Raw genomic sequence first — 19,234 nt, 5'->3', positions numbered from 1 at the left:
TTTTGGCGATTAAATCAGATCACAAACGAAGCCTTTTTTCTATCTATTTCAATTGGTTGTAGCTAAAGATCCTGTACATGAGTATTGCCATGCTCATCACCTGTTTCTTTGCTGGGGAATATTTATCGCATGATATTTATGCCTGTTATCTATAGATAACAAAGCATGGTCTAATTGCCATTTCTGCTTGGTTCGTTCAATGCACAGTGAGGTCAGCCTATGGGTGATATAGGCTGACCTTTTAGCGTTTATTGCTTTGTGGTCAATAATTTCATTAATTCATCATCATGGTGATATTTCATATGAGGCTGATTGTCGAATACCATCACGGCACCATTATCTCGGTTATAGGCTTGCCACTGCGGCATATTATGGCCATTTGGATTGCCAGTTTTGGCAAAATTGACCCAGGCACCACTCATGGTATCAGCCAATGCTTTGGCTTCATCGCCGTTACCGTGCGCTGTTTCAGTCAGCGCTAGGCTGTTAAAGACAAACGGTATTTCGGCGGTGTGATAAGACATGGCAAAACCACCCAGCAGCGGTGTATCCCAGCTAAATAGATATTGATAGACGGCTGCTGCGTGTTGATCGGCTTTTAATTGTGCGGTTTTTATGGCCGGGAGGCGCAAGAAGCTATCGACAAAGAGTGCATCGGCTGGTTGCCGCTCTGGATAAGCACGGGCAAAGGCCTGTTGAATAGCGGTGGCGTTTTTCCCATAGCGACTCTGCAACTGTTCTTGCGTCTGCGTGACAGACCAGTGGTGGTGATTATTCGTTTGGGCCTTGGCGATATCGCCGAAATAGGCATAGATAGTATTCCACTCCGTGAGATTTGAGCCGATTAGCAGCGGTATATCTTTGGCCATCGCCGGGTAATTTTCGCCAACCGGTTCGCTTGGAATATAATCTCCATCTACACTCGGAGCCCAGAATAGTGCAATACCATTGCCCATCACCGAAGGGATCTGTTGTTCTTTCGCGGTTTGGTCGAGTGCTTTTTGGCTGGCCTGGGCAATTTCGTCATAGGGTAATGTTTTTAGCTTGCTGATATTGCGGCGGTTGAGCTTGAGATTATTCAGCGTTAATTCAGCCACTCGTTGTGTGGTTTTCGGTGCCAGTAGCGTCATGCCCATGCCTTCAACGGCACCACTTTGCACAATTGCCTTATGAAATAATCCTTTTGCGGAGGGGGTGGCCATCAGGGTGAGAACTTTCGCACCACCGCCGCTCTCGCCAAAAATAGTCACGTTATTCGGGTCGCCACCAAATTGTGCGATATTCGTCTTTATCCATTGCAGCGCGGCGACCAAGTCCATCACCCCGAGATTGGCCGAGTGTTGGTATTGCTGACCGTAAGCGGAGAGATCCAGATGTCCCATCACATTCAGCCGGTGATTGACGGATACCACCACCACATCGCCGCTGCGGCTCAGGTTTTCGCCGTCATAGGCGTAACTTTCGATGGCTGAACCGGCCTGAAAGCCGCCACCATGCAGCCACACCATAACAGGGCGTGGTTTGTGGTCTGAAAGGGCCGGAGTCCAGATATTCAGATTCTGGCAGTCATCGCTCTGTTGCAAATGCGGGCCGGAAAATAGGAAGTTCGCTAAGGGATTGCTGGCGCTTTGCGGGCAGATATTGCCATACAGCAGGGCCATTTTGGTATCGGCCCATTTCCGGGTGGGCTGGGGCGGCATAAAACGCTCGGCGGTGGCGTAGGGAATACCCCGATAGGTCAAAATAGCGTTGTGCACAAAGCCCTGGATCTTGCCTGATGGTGTGGTGGCAATCGCTATATCCGGTCCGGCTTGGATGGCACCCGGTGCTGCGGATGCCAGTGTACTGCCACCGCATGCCATCAGCAGGGTCAGTAGAATCGTTGGTCTCAAGGTCATGGTATTGCTCTCGGATTGATATCTTTCACGTTCCGTGCCCCGCTCGCGTCACGAGGCTGAGGCACGGATAGTTCTGGTTCCCACGACAAGGGGCTGCGTGTCGAGTGGTCGGTTCAGACGGTTGAGTTGACGACCATTACAGCCCAGTCATTTTCAACACCGCCTCAGGCAGCCGTTCGCCCTGCACCTCGATCTTTGCCAGTTGGCTACTGATCTGCGCCAGTTCGTCGGTGGTGAGTTCCATGTTCAGGGCACCCAGGTTCTCATCTAGCCGATGTAATTTGGTGGTGCCGGGAATGGGCGCGATCCAGGGTTTTTGTGCCAGCAGCCAGGCCAGTGCAATCTGGGCCGGAGTGGCGCCCTTCGCGGTAGCTATCACCTTGACCATGTTCACCAGGGCAAGGTTGGCCTTGCGCGCCTCCTCAGCAAAGCGCGGCACAAAGTTACGAAAATCACCGGCTTCAAACTGGGTGTTGGCATCAATCTGCCCGGTCAAAAAGCCCGCTCCCAGCGGACTGAAGGGCACAAAGCCGATCCCCAGCTCCTCAAGCGTCGGTAGCAGCTCGTTCTCTGGTCCGCGCCAGAACATGGAGTACTCGCTTTGTACTGCGGTGAGCGGTTGTACGGCATGGGCGCGACGAATGGTCTGCACGCTGGCTTCGGAAAGGCCAAAGTGCAGGACTTTACCCGCGGTGATCAGCTCTTTGACGGCACCGGCGACCTCTTCGATGGGGACGGCCGGATCGACACGGTGTTGGTACAGCAAATCGATATGGTCGGTACGCAGGCGCTTGAGGCTGGCCTCGACGGAGGCCTTGATATGCTCGGGGCGGCTGTTAGTCCCGGTTCCGCGGGCGCCGGTGATCGGATCGATATCAAAGCCGAATTTGGTGGCGATGATGACCTGGTCCCGGATCGGCGCCAGGGCCTCACCGAGCAGGGATTCGTTGGTCAAGGGGCCATAGGCTTCGGCGGTGTCAAACAGCGTGACTCCCCGCTCGTGGGCGGCCCGCAGTAGCTGGATCATCTGCTGTTTGTCGGCAGCGCTACCGTAGACGGCGCCGGTCATGGTCATACAGCCAAGGCCCAATGCCGAGACCTGTAACCCATTACCTAATGTGCGGTATTTCATCTGTATTCTCCTTGTGCAGTTGATGCGATCCGCGGCGTGGCGGATCACGATAAAACTCTATTAGTCGGGGCGTGAGTGGATATGCTGGCTCCAGAACTGGATGGCCTGTTGCATCCAACCTTCGGCTGATGTACCCACACCGAGGCCAAAGCCATGGCCTAGCGCCGGATAACTATGAAACTCGACATCGGTCCCGGCCGTGCGCAGTTGCTCGACACGTCTGGCCATGGTGGCGGGGGAGGCGATACCATCTTGTTCCCCGATGACGGCAAAGGTCGGCGGCTCCTGCGCTTGATGATCGGTATGGCCGGTATAGGCCATTACCACGGTGGCGGGCTTAGGTAGGGTGTCTCCCCCAAATGCGGCGATACCGTGCGAGCCGATGCTCGCGACCATGCGGGCACCGGCTGAGCTGCCCCACAACGCGTAGTGTTCAGGGCTGACTCCCAATTGCCTCGCATTCTGGATGATGTAGGTGAGGGCGGCCGCCAGATCCTCGGTGGCTGCAGTACCGCCCAGGCCAACCCGGTATTTCAAAACAAAGGCGTTGTAGCCAGCCTGGTTGAGCGCCATGGCATAGGGAAACCCCTCATGCAGCGAGCCGACATAGACAAAACCACCGCCCGGCGCTATGAGCGCAAACGGCGCGCCAGGCTTGCCGCGGAAATAGAACAGTCCGGTATTACGCTTCGCTGGTTGGGCCTGTTTTTGCGCCTCGGAGTAGAAGTCATAGAACACAGGCTTGCCATGGTTCACCTCATCGATCAGTCGGTTCAGGGCTGCGATGGCTTCTGCCGGGTGAACGTGACTGTGGTACGGCAGCAAGCGCTCCATCTGGTGGAGCGGCATGCTGTCGTCATAGGCGCGGTCATCCCATGGCAGTAACATGCGGGCAAACCCGGCGAATGCCGGATGGTGCAACACGCTGCGCAAGGGGCTTGAGAGCTGCAGATGTTCGCCCTGCTGATTCTGCATCAGGCGGCTCTCGGGTCGGCGCACACCGGGATGCTCATCCTCTTTGGCCTCACTCCCGGTGGATGTCAGAAGGACTGGCAGGGTCATACAGACGGTTTTGAATAGGCCCATGGCTCTTACTCCGTGACGGCAGTGTCTGATGGAGTGGGTAGCGGATGAATCGCCTCGTTGCTGGTGCGCCGGACTATGAGTGCCAGGGTCAATAACAGCGCCAGAGCCAGCATGGCCGATGCGGCCAACATGGCGTTGTCCACTTGCTGAGTCAGCCGTGCCGCACCGGTTAGTGTGCCGATCCCGAATGCCGAGGCGGCCACCTGAACGCCTAAGCCCAGTGAGCTACCGAGTTGATGGGCGACATTGACTAACCCTGAAGCCGCGCCAGCATCCTGAGGGGCCACATCGGCGACCCCCGAGATGGTCAGCGGTCCCATGGCGCCCCCTTGACCGATCCCGATCAGGATCATCGGCAACAGTAGTCCACTCAGATACTGGCTATCGCTGGCGATTTGGCTGAGCCAGAGCATGCCGCACAGACCCACGAGAATGCTGCCTATCAGCACGCGGGCGGCCCCAACTCGCCGGATCAGTTGGGTGACCGCGAGGGCCACCAGGAAGTTGGCCAACATGGCGGGTAGAAATGCCAACCCGGTCAAGGCCGGACTGAAACCGCGGACCGCTTGCATATATTGGGTGGCAAAGAAGAAGAAGCCGACATTGGCGCCTAGAAACAGTACACGCACCAGGTAGGCACCGCTGCGCTCTCGATGGGCGAACAGGCGCAACGGCATGATGGGCTGCTTGGCCCGCCATTCGATGCCGACAAACAGAGTCAGTAGCGCCAGTCCGAGCGTCAGGGCCTGCAGGGTCAGGGTATTGCTCCAACCGGCGACGGCTGAGTGCACCACAGCAAAGACCAGAGCACTCATGCCCAGGGTCGAGCTGAACGCACCGGCCAGATCAAAGGTTCCACGCTGGGTTGGGGTTTCGGGGAGGTAGTGTTTGGCTGCCCAGATCAAGGCCGCTCCGACGGGCAGATTGATAAAAAATCCGACCCGCCAGGAGAGCCAATCCGCCAGTATGCCACCGAGGACCAGGCCGATGCTGGCGGAGATCCCTGCGGCAGAGGCATACAGGGCGATGGCGCGATGGCGTTCGCGTCCGGCGGCAAAATGAGTTTGTAACAAGGCCAGGGTGGCGGGCGCCAGGATCGCCGAACCCAACCCTTGCACGGCACGGGCGATGACCAGTCCGGCGGGGGATTGAGCGAGGCCGATGGCCAGTGAAGAGACGGCAAAAATGGCGAGTCCGGTCATAAACAGGCGACGGCGGCCCAGAAGGTCGCCAGCCCGGGCGCCAAGCAGCAAAAAGCCACCAAAGGTGAGGGTATAGGCATTGGAGATCCACGAGAGCCCGGCATCGGAGAAACCCAGATCCTGTTTAATCTTGGGCAGACCGGTGATCACGATCGAGATGTCGAGCACTATCATCACATAGCTGATGAGTATGATCGCCAAGACTGCGGTTTTGTTAATGTAGCTATCTGATTTCATTTGCTTTACTCACGCTGATAACGGGCAGGCCATGGGAGGCAGGGGCCGTGTCTGAGCCACGGCTGCACCCGTCATGCTGGCTGAAGCACAATGTACTGTGCGCTACGCTTAGTGATAAGCTGACTAAATCAGGATGAGGTAATTAGAATGGCTAATAAATCAATGCCCCACGAGAACTTCAACGATCTGGCTTCTTTTGCGGTGGTGGCCAAAGAGCGCAGCTTTACCAAGGCGGCCGCTAAACTGGGTGTGTCCCAATCGGCGCTGAGTCAAAGCATACGGGCGTTGGAGGAGCGGCTGGGTCTGTTATTACTGACGCGAACCACTCGCAGTGTCTCTCCCACCGAAGCGGGTGCGCGATTGTTGGACTCGATTATTCCCCGGTTTGCCGAAATCGAGTCCGAGCTGGCCGCGCTCAGTGAGCTGCGCGACAAACCCGCCGGCAATATCCGCATCACGGCGGGTGAGCATGTGGCCTTATCGGTACTGCAACCGGCATTGGCCCGCTTCCTCCCTGAGTATCCGGACATTCGTGTTGAGGTGACGGTCGATAACGGCCTCACCGATATCTCCGCCCAGGCCTATGATGCGGGTGTCCGGCTGGGCGAACAGGTGGCCAAGGACATGATTGCCGTGCGTATTAGCCCGGATATCCGGATGGCGGTCGTTGGCTCACCTGGCTATTTTGCATCCCATCCCTTGCCGCTAACCCCGGCGGATCTCCCGGCCCATAACTGCATCGGGATGCGTTTGCCGACCTATGGCGGGGTCTTTCCCTGGGAGTTCAGCAACGAGGGGCATGAGTTAAACGTCCGGATCGAAGGTCAGCTCATTTACAACAACATCAGTTTGCGCTTGAGCTCTGCCTTGGCGGGTTTGGGACTAGCCTATTTGCCGGAAGATCAAGTTACCGCTTGTGTGCAGTCGGGGCAGTTGATCCGGGTGTTGGAGGATTGGTGCCCTGCATTTTCTGGCTATCACCTCTACTACCCCAGCCGCAAACATCATTCGCACGCTTTTTCATTGTTTGTGGAGGCGTTGCGTTATTCCGGTGCTAACAAGTTGCGCCCATAAACGTGTGCCGACACTTTCTCCATCCAGGTGACTGTGTTGCCGTCCAAGGCTTCGGCGACGGCAAAATGGCTCATGCTGCTACTCGCAGTGGCGCCATGCCAGTGTTTAACCCCTGGCGGGATCAGTACCACGTCGCCCTGGCGCATGGTCTGCACCGGGCCACCCCAGACTTGTACCCAGCCTTCGCCTGCGGTGACCAACAGGGTTTGCCCCAACGGATGGCTATGCCAGGCGGTTCTGGCTCCGGGCTCAAAGCTGACCAGACCGCCACCGAGGCGTGCCGGTGTCGTCTGGCTGAAGCGTGATTCGACCTGGGCGGAACCCGTGAAGTGGCTGGGATCGGCGGCGGTCGGCTGGCTGCCGGCCGGTAATATGGTAATGGCGGCAGTTTGCGCTTGCAGGGCGGGGGCGCAGCTCAGGAGTAGCCCGCAGAGCAGGCGGGGGAGTGTTGTATGTCGCATCGGTGGTCCTCGTCGTCATGTTCGGGGGATCCCGGGCGTGACGCCCGGGAGGTGGTGGTGAGCTTACGGCGTGCGGAACACCTCTTTGGCCACGCCGATGGCGGTAACCGCATTGGGCCAGCCGGAATAAAATGCCATCTGGGTGATCACCTCGATGAGTTCGGTCTCGGTGACGCCATTTTTCCGCGCCAGTAGCAGGTGGGATCTGAGCTGATCGGGGCGATTCATGGCCACCAGGGCGCTGACCGTGATGAGACTGCGATCCCGCTTCGAGAGTTGCGTGCGCTCCCAGATATCGGCATACAGGACGTTATCGGTCAGCTCCGCCATCTTGGGGGCTATATCGCCCATCAATTGCTGGGCTCGAGTCTCTGGCGGCTTCGCTGGGCTAGTTACGGTGGCAGCCTGGGTGTCGGCCTGGGCTGGAAGGCAGCCCAGGGCCAGCAGCATCAGCATACCGGTCGCACGTTTGTGTGGGTTCCAAATAGTCATAAGCAAGGCTCCAGAGTGGGTGGCTGGTCAAACAAGCACATCACAGATGCTTGCCATAAAACTGGGTTAATTGCTGAATGGCCTGATCCACGTACTGGGGTACCCAATAGGTTTCAATGTGGGTGGCGCCATCAATCAGAAACAGCTCCTTCTCCTGGGTGCCGGTCGCCTTGGCGAAGGCATCCTGAGTCATATACAGGCTGTCGGCCTTGCTGCCGGCAATCATCAGCAGTGGCTGATTGAGCAAGTCGAGGTGATCGGTCACGTCGAAGCTCATCAGATCCAGCAGGCTGCTCATGGTGTATTTGAAGGTCGAGTTGGGGTGGGCATGGCTCTTCCAGTAGTACTCATAACCTTGCCGGTACAGATCGAACGGCAATTTGGCGATCTGTTCATCACTCAGATTGGCATCGCCGGCATACAGGATGGCACCGCCTGCCGCTTCCTGAGCGCGAGCCGCGGTAGCCTGTTGCAGGCGAGTCTGAATGGTGCCGAGTAGTGAATCGGCATAGCCATTACGCCGCACCCGCCCGGAATTGAACATGCTGACCGTGGCGACCGACTTGAAGCGCTTGTCGGTTTCGGCCGCGACTAGCGAGTAGCCACCGCCACCGCAGATGCCGAGTAGGCCGAGGCGTGCCGTATCGACACCGGCATACTGGCTGATAAAGTCGGCCATGCCATGAATGTCCTCAATGCGATGGGCGGGTTTGTCGACATTGCGTGGTAAGCCGCCACTGGCACCCTGATAGGCGGCATCGGCGGTGATGGTGATGTAGCCTAGCTCGGCGAGCCGCTGGGCATACAAACCGGCAACCTGCTCTTTGACTCCACCATTGGGATGGGCGACGACCAAGGTCGGGTATTTCTTGGCTGGGTCATAATGGGCCGGTGTATAGACGTTGGCAGCAATCGTCAGGCCATGGAGTTGATATCTCACCGGATGAATATTTACCTCTCCGGGGACATTTTTGCTAACTGCGCCGTCATAGGCCAGTGTGAATGGGTTTTGTCGATAATCCGCGGCCATGACGCCTCCAGAAATACCCGTTATCAGACTTGCCAGTAACAGGGTGTGCGTGAGTTTCATACAAACAGTCCTTGATGAATGGGTTGCGATGTGGCTTGAAAATGAGGCCTGAGTCGGCCCCGTTCTCATTGGTCTAAGCCATTTTTCGTGAGAAATTCGGACACCAGATTGGCAATCTGGACGTTATTCAAATCGGAGAAGGGGAAGTGGGTGTTGCCGGTAATACCGATCTCCGGCAAATGCACCACAGTCACCTTGCCGCCATGGCGATTCACGGTATCTCGCCAGGCCTTGGCCATGGCCAGTCTGACCCGCCAGCTATCTTGTGCCGGCATTGCGGTCGGCTTGGCCGGGATATTGTCGCCGTAGTAGATGACGATCGGGATCCGGGTCAGCGCCTTGAAGTCTGCCAATGGAATGGCAACTCCTTGCAGCGTGTCAAAGGAACTGGGCATGGGCGCGGGGACTTCACCTTCGGGAAAGACGAAGCCACTACCCGGTTCAAAAGAGACAATTGCTTTGACGTGGGGATTTTTAATAGCCGTTAACCAACCCGGTCCGCCACTTTGCGAGTGGGTAAACAAGACTCCGTCGCCGATTTTGGTAAACAGCGCTGAGACGGCATCGGAGATCACGGCTGGATCAAAGGGACCCGTGTTCGGTGTCATGGCGCGGAAGTACTGATCCAGCGTGGCCTTATCTTTGGCAAATTGAACGCCCGGAAAATAGTTCGGCCAGATCCCCACTCGGAATTGGTTAAACCACATCTGTTCATCCGCATTTGGCTTGAGGGTCGCTTCGATCATGCTGCGGCCAGCATTGCCACGGCGCGGCTGATCGATGAGGTAGGTGGCGTAGTGACGGCGCAAGAAAATGTTCTGAAATCCCTCTCGGCCATCAGCCGTCGTTTCCCAGGTTTTCGAGAACTGACCGGCGCCATGCCACATCACGATGGGCAACTTTTTCGCCTCCACCGGGATCTGGTAAAACGCGTACGCATGGTCGCCATGGAAGGTTTGGCCTGACGAGTCCATGGGCTTGCGTGGGTCGAAGGTGCCAGGTTCGGTTTTTACGGCCCCACCGACAGCAAAGCTGCCTTGTGTCTGGATCATCAGCGGGGGAAGTGGCTCGGCCGTTGCGGCCAGGGTCGTCGACGACCAGCCCAGCACGGAGGCCAGTACCAGTGCCATCAGCGGTGGATTTTTTTTCATGGGTGCAACTCATCGGGTTCAGGAATGAAGTTGCATGCTAGCGCCTCGGCTAGGCGTTGATTAGCGGGAGCATCACGCTAGAACTTATAAGCAACACTTATAAGTGGTGGTGTGTTGTGACCCCACCGAGTGTAAATCCCATGTATTGCGTTGTTTCATTAGGGCTTGGTAAAAAATGTTGGTGTAAATTCAAGATATTGCGAACGTGCAGCCACGGTAGTAAGGCGAGTAGCCAAGCGAAGGCAGGCGGTGTCTTGCCCAAATCAAATATTGCATATGCCATATTCAAGGCGTATATATGGCATATGCCAACAAGGAGTCCCCATGGCTAGACCCAAGATCCCACGCACCATCTGCGGCCGTCCTGCGGATAGTTGTTTCAAGCCGAACGCGCGCCCCATGCACCAACTGGAGCAAGTGCGCTTGAACGCCGATGAGTTTGAGGCCCTGCGCCTGGTTGATTTACTCGGCATGCAACAGCAAGAAGCGGCGGTGGCAATGGGGGTTTCTCGGCAGACACTGGCCAATGTCCTGAAAGCAGCCCGGTTTAAAGTGGTGGACTGTCTGACCCAGGGCAAGGCGCTTATGATGCACCTTGAAGATGAAGGAGTTACAACAGATGATCACTGCCATTCCCATGACTGAAGATCGGGTCGCCAGCCATTTCACCAAGGCCGATTGCCTGGTATTTCTGGATGAGCGAGGCGTCGAGATCAATCGTATTGATAACCCTGCACTGGCAGCTAATTGTGCAGGTAAACAGCAAATGGTCGACCTGTTGGCGGAACAACAGGTTCAGCGCGTCGTGGTTCGCAATATTGGCGAACAGATGTTAGGGAAGTTGTTAGTCCGCCAGTTTGCGGTTTACCAGACCCGTTGCGGGCGCCGTTTGGCCAGCGAATTGGCAGATCCCCTCGCCACTGATCTGCTGCGACTGAGTCAGGCTAGTCAGGGTCGCCAATCCCTGAATCATGAAGCCAAGACTAAATCGGGCGGTTGCGGTTGCCATCATAAGGCAAGCGAGAGTGCAGGCCACAGCTGTCACGGTCATGATTCTGGGGGCCAGAAATCCGCTCATTGTTGCCATGGAAAGAAGCAAGCAGGCACTGGCTGTCAGGCCAGTTAATGGACAATCCGGATGCAGCAGACGCGCTATCAGTCTGCTGCTCAATCGGCCCGCCGCCTAGTAGGAATCGATGAACCCGTATCATCATGCCCGAGAAAGTCACGACCAGTGTCTGGTTTGTGGCAGCCGTGAACACAATCCTGACTCGCTGGAGCTGCAGTTTTCACGCCATGCGGATGGATCCGTCAGCGCGCCCTTTGTGGTGGGCCCGAAACATCAGGGCTATAGCGGTCTGTTGCATGGCGGCATGACCAGTACCTTACTCGATGCTGCCATGACCCATTGCTTATTCATGCAGGGGATCAAGGCGCTGACCGCCGAATTGACGGTGCGCTTTATGGCACCGATCCGCGTGGGGCAGACCCTCACGGTCTGCGCCAGGTTGCTCGGGCAACGCCGGGGTATCTATCAGCTTGAAGCCTGGCTCATGTCCGGGCTGCACATTGCCGGACAACCAATTGTCGCAGAGCAGCGGCTGGCGCGCGCGTCGGCCAAGTTTATCGTGCCAACCCCGGGGAGTCTGGCTCATGACGGCTAACGTCCAGATCACGGTCGTTTGCGACAACCATGCCCCTGCTGGCTTGCAGGCCGAGCATGGCTTGGCATTCTGGATCCAGTCCCCCACCGGTAGCCTGTTGTTGGATACCGGCTCGGGTGAAACGCTGATCCCAAATGCCGCGAGTCTCGGCATCTCACTTAGCGAGTGTCAACGGGTGGTGCTCAGTCATGGCCATTATGATCACAGTGGCGGCCTGGCGCGGCTTTGGCAGCAGGGGATCGACTGCCCGGTGCTGGCTCATCCCGACGCACTGTTGCCTCGGTATAGCCGTCACCCCGACAAGCCGGTGCGCAGTATCGGGATGCCGACCCCGATTGTGACCCAGTTATGGCAGTTGCCAACCCAGTTGCGGCAGTGGTCTACCAGCCCCCGCTGGCTGGATCCATCCTGGGGCAGCAGTGGCGAGATCCCGCGCCAGGATCCGCTGGAAGATGTGGGTGGACCTTTTTTTCTCGATGCCGAGGGTTTGACGCCAGATCGCATCGAGGATGACTTGGCCCTGTGGCTAAATACGCCGCGTGGCTTGGTGATCGTATTGGGATGCTGTCACTCCGGGATTATCAATACCATCACCCATATCCGCAGAGTGACAGGCATCCAGAAGGTGGCGGGGATCATCGGCGGCTTGCATCTGTTGCATGCCAAGGAGCCACGTCTGGCTCACACCCTGGATTTCTTGCAGCAATGCCAGCTCGATTTCCTGCGGCCGGGGCACTGCACCGGCGATGCGGTGGTCGAACGCTTGCAACAGCAGCTACCCGGAGTCGATGTGCAACTGCTCCATGTCGGAGCCCGCTATGACATAGTGCTCCAGCCGGTTACTAGTCCAGAAGGGCTGTCGAACCTGCATCACCTTGTGTCGCGCTGATGGACAATTTTGACTGCCGGGTTGAATCGATGATGAATCAAGAGAATAAGGAGGAAAAAATGTGGATGCGTACTGGGTTACTGATCGGCGCTTTGTTGAGTTGCCTGAGTGTCTCGGCCAGCGAGTGGCTGATTGATGTGCGGACTGCCGAGGAGTTCTCGGCCGAGCATGTGGCTGGCGCTAAAAATATCGAGTACCAGCAAATAGTGCCGGAAGTGGCCAAGCTGGGGATTGGCAAACAAGAGCCGATCCAGCTCTACTGTCGCTCGGGCCGTCGGGCTGAGGTAGCGCGGCAGGCCTTGCTGCAGCAGGGCTATCAGCAGGTTACAAATTTGGGCTCGGTCGCCGCCGCGCAAGCCTCTGTGCTGCATGGGGCGGCGGCTCCCGCTCGATAACCAAGCCCGGGTTTCCTGGCGCGTCGAGCCTGTTCCGGTGTCGCTCCAAGCGACAAGGACATCCCGCTAGACATCATGAAACCCTGGCACTGGCCTATTTTTCAGCACTCAATCCGCAGCGGCTGCCAAAAAGATCCAGAAGTTTGGCGCGACAGCCCGGTTCGCTGCTGCTATGGCTCGCCACTTCCCGGGCCGGTTCAGCTTGCCACCAGGCGTAGGCCGTTTGAGGCTGCGCGATCTTGACCTGCTCACCAAAGCGCGGCGTGCTGATGTTCTGTTGCTGGGCCTCGGCCAGTGCCGTGATGCGCTCCAGCGGTTCACGCCAGGCATGCAAGGCCAGATCGAAGGTGCCATTGTGGATGGGCAACAGCCAGTTGCCGCGCAGATCCCGGTGTGCCTGCAACGTCTCTTCTGGTTGCATATGCACACCGGCCCAGGCCGGATCGTAGGCGCCGTTTTCGATGAGCGTGAGATCAAAGGGGCCGAAACGCTCGCCGATGGCCTTGAAGCCGGCAAAGTAACCACTGTCACCGCTAAAGAAGATCTTCGCCTCGGGCGCATCGATGACCCAGGAAGCCCAGAGCGTACGATTGCGATCGCTCAGGCTGCGTCCGGAGAAGTGTTGCGCGGGGGTGGCGGTCAGTTGCAGCGCGCCAACCCGGGTTGATTGCCACCAGTCCAGCTCACGAATTTTATCCGCTGCAATTCCCCAATCCTGCAATCGTTGTCCGACGCCCAGAGGTGTCACGAACAGTTGAGTCTTGGCGGCCAGGGTCAGTACCGTCGCTTTATCCAGGTGGTCGTAGTGATCGTGGGAGAGGATCACCGCGGCCAGTGGCGGCAGCGCGTCGACGGTGATCGGCGCTTGATGAAAGCGTTTGGGACCGGCAAACCCGAACGGCGAGGCGCGCTCGGTAAACACAGGATCCGTGATCCAGAATTGGCCCGCCAGCTTGAGCAACACAGTGGAATGGCCCAGGCGCCACAGGCTGTTATCGTCGGCCGCCAGCAGATCGGCGGTGGTCAGCGGCAGCAGCGGAATGGCGATATCCGGCACCGCCTCGGCCGATTTATCCATCAAGAAGTGCCACATGCCTTTGAGGCCGTCGGCGAAACTTAAGCCCTGCACCGGGGCCAGATTGTGAAACTGGCCATCGGCATAGCGGCTGGCCATGACCTGCGTGCCATCGATGTGCGGTGTGCTATCAAACAGTTGGGAATAGGTCATCAGGCTGGTTCCTAGTAACAGTGCGAGCCCAAGCCAGCCGTAGCGGCGGCGGAGGCGGGGATAGCGGCGGCTGGGTGTCGTCGTCTGCATCATGAACAGGTTCATCCGACATCCTGCATCTCGGCGGAGCCGAGAATGCTTACGCCCGTGCTGGTTGGTAATGTGCTGGTCAAGGCTCGGGCCACGTCCTCGGCGGCAATCGGACGCCAACCGGACGGCAACCAGTGTCCCACCCGCAGGAGCAGCTGTTGCGACCAAGACTCCAGGCGCCGCACTGGTTGACCGAGTGCACCGCGATCCCCGAGCAGCAGGGCGGGGCGGGCAATGAGCAACGCATCGGGCGCCAACGCCATCAGCGCGTTGTCCAGCTCACCCTTGGTCCGGTTATAAAACACCCGGGAGTTGGCATTGGCACCCGCGGCGCTGACCAGGGCAATGCGGCGGGCACCGGCGGCGAGTGCCGCCTGGGCCGTTGCCAGATTGGCTTCGAAGTCGACGGCACGAAACGCACCCTGGCTACCGGCTTGGCGGATAGTGGTGCCGAGAGCCAGATAGACCTCGTCCAGTGCGGGCAGTGTGGGCAAGCGAGCAAAGTCGACCACCAGAGCCGTGAGTTTGGGATGGCGCAGTGCAGGCTCCCGACGCCCGAGGGCATAGACCTGGCTGATGGTCTCATCGGCCAGCAGCTGCTCGAGCAGGTGCTGGCCCACCAGACCGGTCGCTCCGGCAATGGCTACCCGGCGGGGATGATGGGCTGGGGAAGAAGCGGTGTTTGTTGGCATCCTGGTCTCCATCGAGTGGGTAAGAAATGAGCTCATGCCTGATTAATCACTCATCTAACGATTAAAAAAATCAATCCGGCTGGAACAGGGGCCAGGTCAGTGCAAACGAGGCCCGCTTGCAGGCATCGGCCTGTTCCGGGTGCTGCAGCAGGTAGTTGATCGTCGCCTGGGCAATGCCGGTAGAGAGCGCATTGAAATACTCCAGCGAGGAGCTCTGGTCCATACCGGGAAACTCCATGCCCTGCAGCGATTGCTGGGCGCATTCACACAGTCCCCACGCGGCATCGCGCGCCGCCGTGGTCAGCTTGTCAGAGACCTCCAGCTGGGCGATGGCGCTGAACGCGGCCGAGTTGGCCAGTCCCCAGTCAATCCAGGCTTCCCACATGCGCAACATCCGCGGCTCCATGGGTAGGGAATCATCCCAGGCGGTATTGGTCGCTTCGCTAGCCCGGCGACACTGATAGAGATACAGAGCGTTGAGCAGCTCATCCTTGGTGGCGAAGTAGCGGAACAGGGTGCCTTCGGCCACGCCCGCCCGTTTGGCGATCAGCGAGGTCGGCGCCGCCAATCCCTGCGCCGCAATCACCTCGGTGGCTGCTTCGAGCAGGGCAAGTTGTTTATCTTCACTACGGGGTCTGGCCATACTATTTTTCAATCAATAAGTGAGTACGCGCTCATTTAAGCAGGCCGTGCGTTGGCAGGCAAGCAAAAAATTCGGCTGTGTTGCGGGTGCGGATGCTGCGTCCGGCTTTCGTACCGGACGCAGGTTCGGGGAGTTTTCAACGCTCAGCGTGCGGGGGTGTCCTCTTACCCGGTTTCTTCTGCTGGTCTATCGATGGCGAGCGGCTGGCTATCAGGCGAATTCGGCCAGCACCAGGTCGAGAATGGCCAGACCCTCTTGCACCTCGTCGGCGGTGACCGTGCAGGGGGGCACCACATGAATGCGGTTATCCACCACAAACGGCAGCAGACCGGCGGCCACCAAGCGGGTTTTGATGGCGCCCATGGTCGCGGCGGGCAGCGGTGTGCGGGTCAGCGGATCTGCGACCAGCTCCAGTGCCCAGAACACGCCCAAGCCCCGTACCTCACCGATCAGCGGGTACTTGGCGGCCAGCGCCTGCAGTCCGGGGCCTAACACCTGCTCACCGATAGCGGCGGCGTTCTCTACTATTTTCTCCTCGGCCATGGCGTCCAGGGTGGCGACAATCGCCGCCATCGCCAGCGGGTGACCGGAGTAGGTCAGGCCGCCCGGGAAGTAGCGATCCTGGAAGAAGTCGGCGATGGCGTCGCAAATTAGCACACCACCGGCCGGCACATAGCCGGAGTTGACGCCCTTGGCGAAGGTGATGAGATCGGGTCGGATGCCGAAGTGTTCGAACGCAAACCAGCGTCCGGTACGACCGAAGCCGGACATCACCTCATCGAGGATCAGCAGGATGCCGAACTCATCGCACAGTGCCCGCACGCCCTGCATATAACCTTCTGGCTGCACCAGCACGCCCGCCGTGCCGGGAATACTCTCCATTAAAATGGCGGCGATGGCCGTCGGGCCTTCACATTCAATCATGCGGCGCAGATGGGCGAGGGCACGTTCGCACTCCTGCGCTTCGCTGCTGGCCCCAAACTCGCTGCGGTAGAGAAAGGGGTTGAAGAAGTGGACATGGCCACGGGCGTACTCGTTCGGGATGCGGCGGAAGTCGCCGGTAGCGACTATGGCGCTGCCGGTGCTGCCATGATAGGAGCGGTAGGCGGAGAGGATCTTGTCGCGGCCTGTATAGAGCCGCGCCATACGGATGGCATTTTCGTTGGCATCGGCACCGGCATTGGTGAAGAACACCTTGTTAAAGCCCTCCGGTGCTCGCTCGACGATGCGCTTGGCGGCTTCGCCACGGGCCAGATTGGCCGTCGCCGGGGCTATGGTCACCAGGGTCGCGGCCTGCGCTTGAATGGCGGCGATCACCTTCGGATGCTGGTGACCGATATTGGTATTGACCAGCTGACTGCTGAAGTCGAGGTAGCTCTTGCCATCATAGTCCCACAGCCGGCAACCGGCGCCACCGGCGATAACCAGGGGCTTGAGCGCGCTCTGAATCGACCAGGAGTGAAACACATAGGCCCGATCCAGGTCGTAGACATCGCCGTTACTGACGGCCAGTTCGCATGAGAGTGCCTGATTCATTGAGTTGTCCTCGTGTGCTGTGATTCTGTGGTAGGGCGTGGCCCATGCCTCACCCGATGACTCCAGCCTAAGAAGCCTCATGGCTCGCCGGTAGAGCCAGTTTGCGTTGGTCGTTGAGTCAGATGGCGGCCCGGGTGTCTCATCACCCGGCAACATCTGGCCCTATGGCCCAGCCTGTGGCCGCCGTAGAGTGGGTCGCAGTCGTGACAATCCAGTCGGGACAATCCAGTCGGAACAATTCAGACGGGACGAGAAGGAGAGATGGCCATGGTGGCAGCGGTAGTCCTGGCTCTGTTGGCGGGTGTGGTGCGCGGTTTTACCGGCTTTGGTTATGCGGTCATCGTCGTGCTCGGCCTCAACTTGCTGATGGCGCCCCAAGCGGCACTGGCGACGGCAATCTTGCTGGATCTGGCCTGCTGTCTGGGTTTGCTGCGCGAGGCTGCTGCACAGTGTCACCGTCCGCTGTTGGCGCGTCTGGTGATCGGCATGGTGCTGGCGCTGCCGCTGGGATTGTGGGCGATCAGCTGGTTACCGGCGGGGATCATGAGCCAGTTGGTGGGCGGCATCTCGCTGCTCGGCGGGGTACTGCTGTTGCTGGATCGGCCGCTGCCGCAGCTGGCCCAGCGCTTTGCCATCAGCGCGGGTATTGCTTCGGGTCTGGCAATGACCACCGCCTCGGCCGGTGGGCCACCGCTGATGCTCTATCTGCTGAATCAGCCGTTGCCTGCGGCGGTGCAGCGCGCCACCGCCATCCTGTTTTTTGCGCTGTGCAGCAGTGCCGTCCTGCTCGGATTGATGGCGACTGGGCTGATCACGGGGGAGGTGTTACAGATGGCGGCGCTGATGCTGCTGCCGTCGCTCGTGGGCAACCAGCTCGGGCAATGGTTGTTTCGTCGCTATCGGCCGAGCGGATTTCGCCGCGCCGTGGCGCCGCTGCTGATGATCCTGTCGGTGTGGGTATTACTCAGGTAGGCTGACAGAGCTGCCAGTATTGAATGGTATGAAAACCAAGGAGTTGGATATGGCTGATATCGTCTTTATTACCGGGGCTACCTCGGGTTTTGGTCGCGCTGCGGCGCGTCGTTTTGCCGCCGCCGGGTGGGGAGTGGTGATCACAGGACGGCGTGAAGATCGGCTCAAAGAGCTGGTCGATGAACTCGCCTGCCAGGTTCCGGTGCACTATGCGGTGCTCGATGTGCGAGATGCCGATGCCGTGAAGGCGGTGGTGGATGGGCTGCCGGAGGCCTTCAAATCGGTGAAGTGCCTGCTGAACAATGCGGGACTGGCGCTGTCGCCGAACCCGGCACAGAAGGTGGAGCTGGCCGACTGGCACACCATGATCGATACCAATATCAAGGGCCTGGTCAATGTCACCCACGCCCTGCTGCCGACTATGATCGCCAGCGGCGCCGGGGCCAGCATCATCAATATCGGCTCCATCGCTGGGCAGTGGCCCTATCCGGGCAGCCACGTCTACGGTGGCACCAAGGCATTCGTCAAACAGTTCAGCTACAACCTGCGCTGTGATCTGCTGGGCACCGGCGTGCGCGTCACCGACTTGGCCCCCGGCATCGCCGAGACCGAATTCACCCTGGTGCGAACCAAGGGCGATCAGGCCGCCTCGGACCGTCTCTACCAGGGCACCACGGCGCTCAGTGCCGAGGATATCGCCGAGCAGATGTTCTATATCGCCACCCTGCCGGATCATATCTGCATCAACCGGGTGGAAGTGATGCCCACCCGCCAAGCCTGGTCCGCCTTCGCCATCGATCGGGATTAATAGCGGGATCCGCCGCGCCATGTCTGGCGCGGCGGATCAGCATCACTTTCTATTATTGATTCGTCGGATTAAATAATTGCGCTGGCTAGATATAAATCATCGGAAATATTGCCATAGAAAATATTCAATCCCATGTTTTAGATATGGAAGAACTTTAATTGTTGGCGATTACGCTGTGCTAATCGCCCCTACGGTCTAATGTCACTAATATGACTGCCGTGTTTATTTCTAAATGCTCATACGCTGCTCTGACTTTTTTAACAAAACGTTCGTCTCTTGAAAAAACGATGTCTGCAAAAGATGCAATAGAGGCATGACTTTGATCGCTAATAGAAGCAATAAAGCGACGTTCTCGATGAGTTTCCGAGTCGGGATAATAACCGATCAAATTAAGATGATTGTATATGCAATCTTGATTACCATCGAGATTCAGCCAGCTTTAGCAATCGCTGTGGCATAGGTGCTGTTCGAATTCCTGCTCTGGCTAAATCCGT

At 58.3% G+C, this 19,234-nt stretch carries 20 protein-coding genes; 8 read left to right on the top strand and 12 right to left on the bottom strand.

What is annotated here, in order from left to right; genetic code table 11:
* Window positions 1-248: 248 nt before the first annotated feature.
* The 4 genes from ACYVG7_RS09825 to ACYVG7_RS09810 all read right to left on the bottom strand — a co-directional run bounded on the left by ACYVG7_RS09825 (window position 249) and on the right by ACYVG7_RS09810 (window position 5,555).
* Window positions 249-1,898, bottom strand: coding sequence for a carboxylesterase/lipase family protein (locus ACYVG7_RS09825; RefSeq protein ID WP_460882959.1), 1,650 nt, complete (start codon window positions 1,896-1,898; stop codon window positions 249-251).
* 136 nt (window positions 1,899-2,034) lie between these two features.
* Window positions 2,035-3,030: an aldo/keto reductase gene (locus ACYVG7_RS09820; RefSeq protein WP_460882958.1), complete on the bottom strand. Its 996-nt coding sequence runs from the start codon at window positions 3,028-3,030 to the stop codon at window positions 2,035-2,037.
* Between the two features lie 60 nt (window positions 3,031-3,090).
* Entirely contained in the window at window positions 3,091-4,116 is a 1,026-nt protein-coding gene (locus tag ACYVG7_RS09815) for an alpha/beta hydrolase (protein WP_460882957.1), read from the bottom strand.
* Between the two features lie 5 nt (window positions 4,117-4,121).
* The gene (locus ACYVG7_RS09810; RefSeq protein ID WP_460882956.1) at window positions 4,122-5,555 is read right to left on the bottom strand and encodes an MFS transporter; all 1,434 of its coding nucleotides are present in this window, start codon (window positions 5,553-5,555) and stop codon (window positions 4,122-4,124) included.
* Between the two features lie 147 nt (window positions 5,556-5,702).
* On the opposite strand from ACYVG7_RS09810, the gene ACYVG7_RS09805 reads away from it, so the two are divergent.
* Window positions 5,703-6,629: a LysR family transcriptional regulator gene (locus ACYVG7_RS09805; protein ID WP_460882955.1), complete on the top strand. Its 927-nt coding sequence runs from the start codon at window positions 5,703-5,705 to the stop codon at window positions 6,627-6,629.
* Here the strand turns inward: ACYVG7_RS09805 and ACYVG7_RS09800 are convergent.
* From ACYVG7_RS09800 to ACYVG7_RS09785, 4 genes are all read right to left on the bottom strand, one after another.
* Complete coding sequence (locus ACYVG7_RS09800) at window positions 6,599-7,090, bottom strand: (R)-mandelonitrile lyase (protein ID WP_460882954.1); 492 nt, start codon at window positions 7,088-7,090, stop codon at window positions 6,599-6,601. The two genes, ACYVG7_RS09805 and ACYVG7_RS09800, sit on opposite strands and share 31 nt — an antisense overlap.
* Before the next feature lie 63 nt (window positions 7,091-7,153).
* Window positions 7,154-7,582, bottom strand: a complete 429-nt coding sequence (locus ACYVG7_RS09795) for a carboxymuconolactone decarboxylase family protein (protein ID WP_460882953.1) — start codon at window positions 7,580-7,582, stop codon at window positions 7,154-7,156.
* A gap of 40 nt (window positions 7,583-7,622) precedes the next feature.
* Complete coding sequence (locus ACYVG7_RS09790; protein ID WP_460882952.1) at window positions 7,623-8,672, bottom strand: alpha/beta hydrolase; 1,050 nt, start codon at window positions 8,670-8,672, stop codon at window positions 7,623-7,625.
* Between the two features lie 65 nt (window positions 8,673-8,737).
* The gene (locus ACYVG7_RS09785; protein ID WP_460882951.1) at window positions 8,738-9,823 is read right to left on the bottom strand and encodes an alpha/beta hydrolase; all 1,086 of its coding nucleotides are present in this window, start codon (window positions 9,821-9,823) and stop codon (window positions 8,738-8,740) included.
* Window positions 9,824-10,147: 324 nt separating this feature from the next.
* Between ACYVG7_RS09785 and ACYVG7_RS09780 the strand changes: the two genes are divergently transcribed.
* The 5 genes from ACYVG7_RS09780 (at window position 10,148) to ACYVG7_RS09760 (ending at window position 12,771) form a co-directional block, all read left to right on the top strand.
* Window positions 10,148-10,468, top strand: coding sequence for a DUF134 domain-containing protein (locus ACYVG7_RS09780; protein WP_460882950.1), 321 nt, complete (start codon window positions 10,148-10,150; stop codon window positions 10,466-10,468).
* A complete protein-coding gene (locus ACYVG7_RS09775; RefSeq protein ID WP_460882949.1) occupies window positions 10,443-10,949 on the top strand; it encodes a NifB/NifX family molybdenum-iron cluster-binding protein in 507 nt (168 codons plus the stop codon). The genes ACYVG7_RS09780 and ACYVG7_RS09775 overlap by 26 nt, the downstream gene beginning before the upstream one ends.
* 70 nt (window positions 10,950-11,019) lie before the next feature.
* The gene (locus ACYVG7_RS09770; protein WP_460882948.1) at window positions 11,020-11,487 is read left to right on the top strand and encodes a PaaI family thioesterase; all 468 of its coding nucleotides are present in this window, start codon (window positions 11,020-11,022) and stop codon (window positions 11,485-11,487) included.
* Complete coding sequence (locus ACYVG7_RS09765; protein WP_460882947.1) at window positions 11,477-12,376, top strand: MBL fold metallo-hydrolase; 900 nt, start codon at window positions 11,477-11,479, stop codon at window positions 12,374-12,376. Before ACYVG7_RS09770 ends, ACYVG7_RS09765 begins: the two co-directional genes overlap by 11 nt.
* A 59-nt stretch (window positions 12,377-12,435) precedes the next feature.
* The gene (locus ACYVG7_RS09760; RefSeq protein ID WP_460882946.1) at window positions 12,436-12,771 is read left to right on the top strand and encodes a rhodanese-like domain-containing protein; all 336 of its coding nucleotides are present in this window, start codon (window positions 12,436-12,438) and stop codon (window positions 12,769-12,771) included.
* Between the two features lie 94 nt (window positions 12,772-12,865).
* Here the strand turns inward: ACYVG7_RS09760 and ACYVG7_RS09755 are convergent, their stop codons facing one another.
* The 4 genes from ACYVG7_RS09755 to ACYVG7_RS09740 all read right to left on the bottom strand — a co-directional run bounded on the left by ACYVG7_RS09755 (window position 12,866) and on the right by ACYVG7_RS09740 (window position 16,960).
* Complete coding sequence (locus ACYVG7_RS09755) at window positions 12,866-14,104, bottom strand: MBL fold metallo-hydrolase (protein WP_460882945.1); 1,239 nt, start codon at window positions 14,102-14,104, stop codon at window positions 12,866-12,868.
* Window positions 14,101-14,781 (bottom strand): NAD(P)H-binding protein, encoded by a 681-nt coding sequence (locus ACYVG7_RS09750; RefSeq protein WP_460882944.1) that lies wholly within the window; start codon window positions 14,779-14,781, stop codon window positions 14,101-14,103. Before ACYVG7_RS09750 ends, ACYVG7_RS09755 begins: the two co-directional genes overlap by 4 nt.
* A gap of 70 nt (window positions 14,782-14,851) precedes the next feature.
* Complete coding sequence (locus ACYVG7_RS09745) at window positions 14,852-15,424, bottom strand: TetR/AcrR family transcriptional regulator (protein ID WP_460882943.1); 573 nt, start codon at window positions 15,422-15,424, stop codon at window positions 14,852-14,854.
* A 210-nt stretch (window positions 15,425-15,634) separates the two neighbouring features.
* Window positions 15,635-16,960, bottom strand: a complete 1,326-nt coding sequence (locus tag ACYVG7_RS09740) for an aminotransferase class III-fold pyridoxal phosphate-dependent enzyme (protein ID WP_460882942.1) — start codon at window positions 16,958-16,960, stop codon at window positions 15,635-15,637.
* Window positions 16,961-17,227: 267 nt separating this feature from the next.
* Here ACYVG7_RS09740 and ACYVG7_RS09735 point away from each other — a divergent pair, with 267 nt between their 5' ends.
* A complete protein-coding gene (locus ACYVG7_RS09735) occupies window positions 17,228-17,932 on the top strand; it encodes a sulfite exporter TauE/SafE family protein (protein WP_460882941.1) in 705 nt (234 codons plus the stop codon).
* Window positions 17,933-17,981: 49 nt separating this feature from the next.
* Window positions 17,982-18,740: an SDR family NAD(P)-dependent oxidoreductase gene (locus tag ACYVG7_RS09730; RefSeq protein ID WP_460882940.1), complete on the top strand. Its 759-nt coding sequence runs from the start codon at window positions 17,982-17,984 to the stop codon at window positions 18,738-18,740.
* Window positions 18,741-19,234: the final 494 nt, after the last annotated feature.

It is taken from the genome of Pseudaeromonas pectinilytica, from assembly GCF_054780855.1.
Note: the sequence above shows the minus strand (reverse complement) of the source record. Positions and strands in the feature narration are given on the sequence as shown.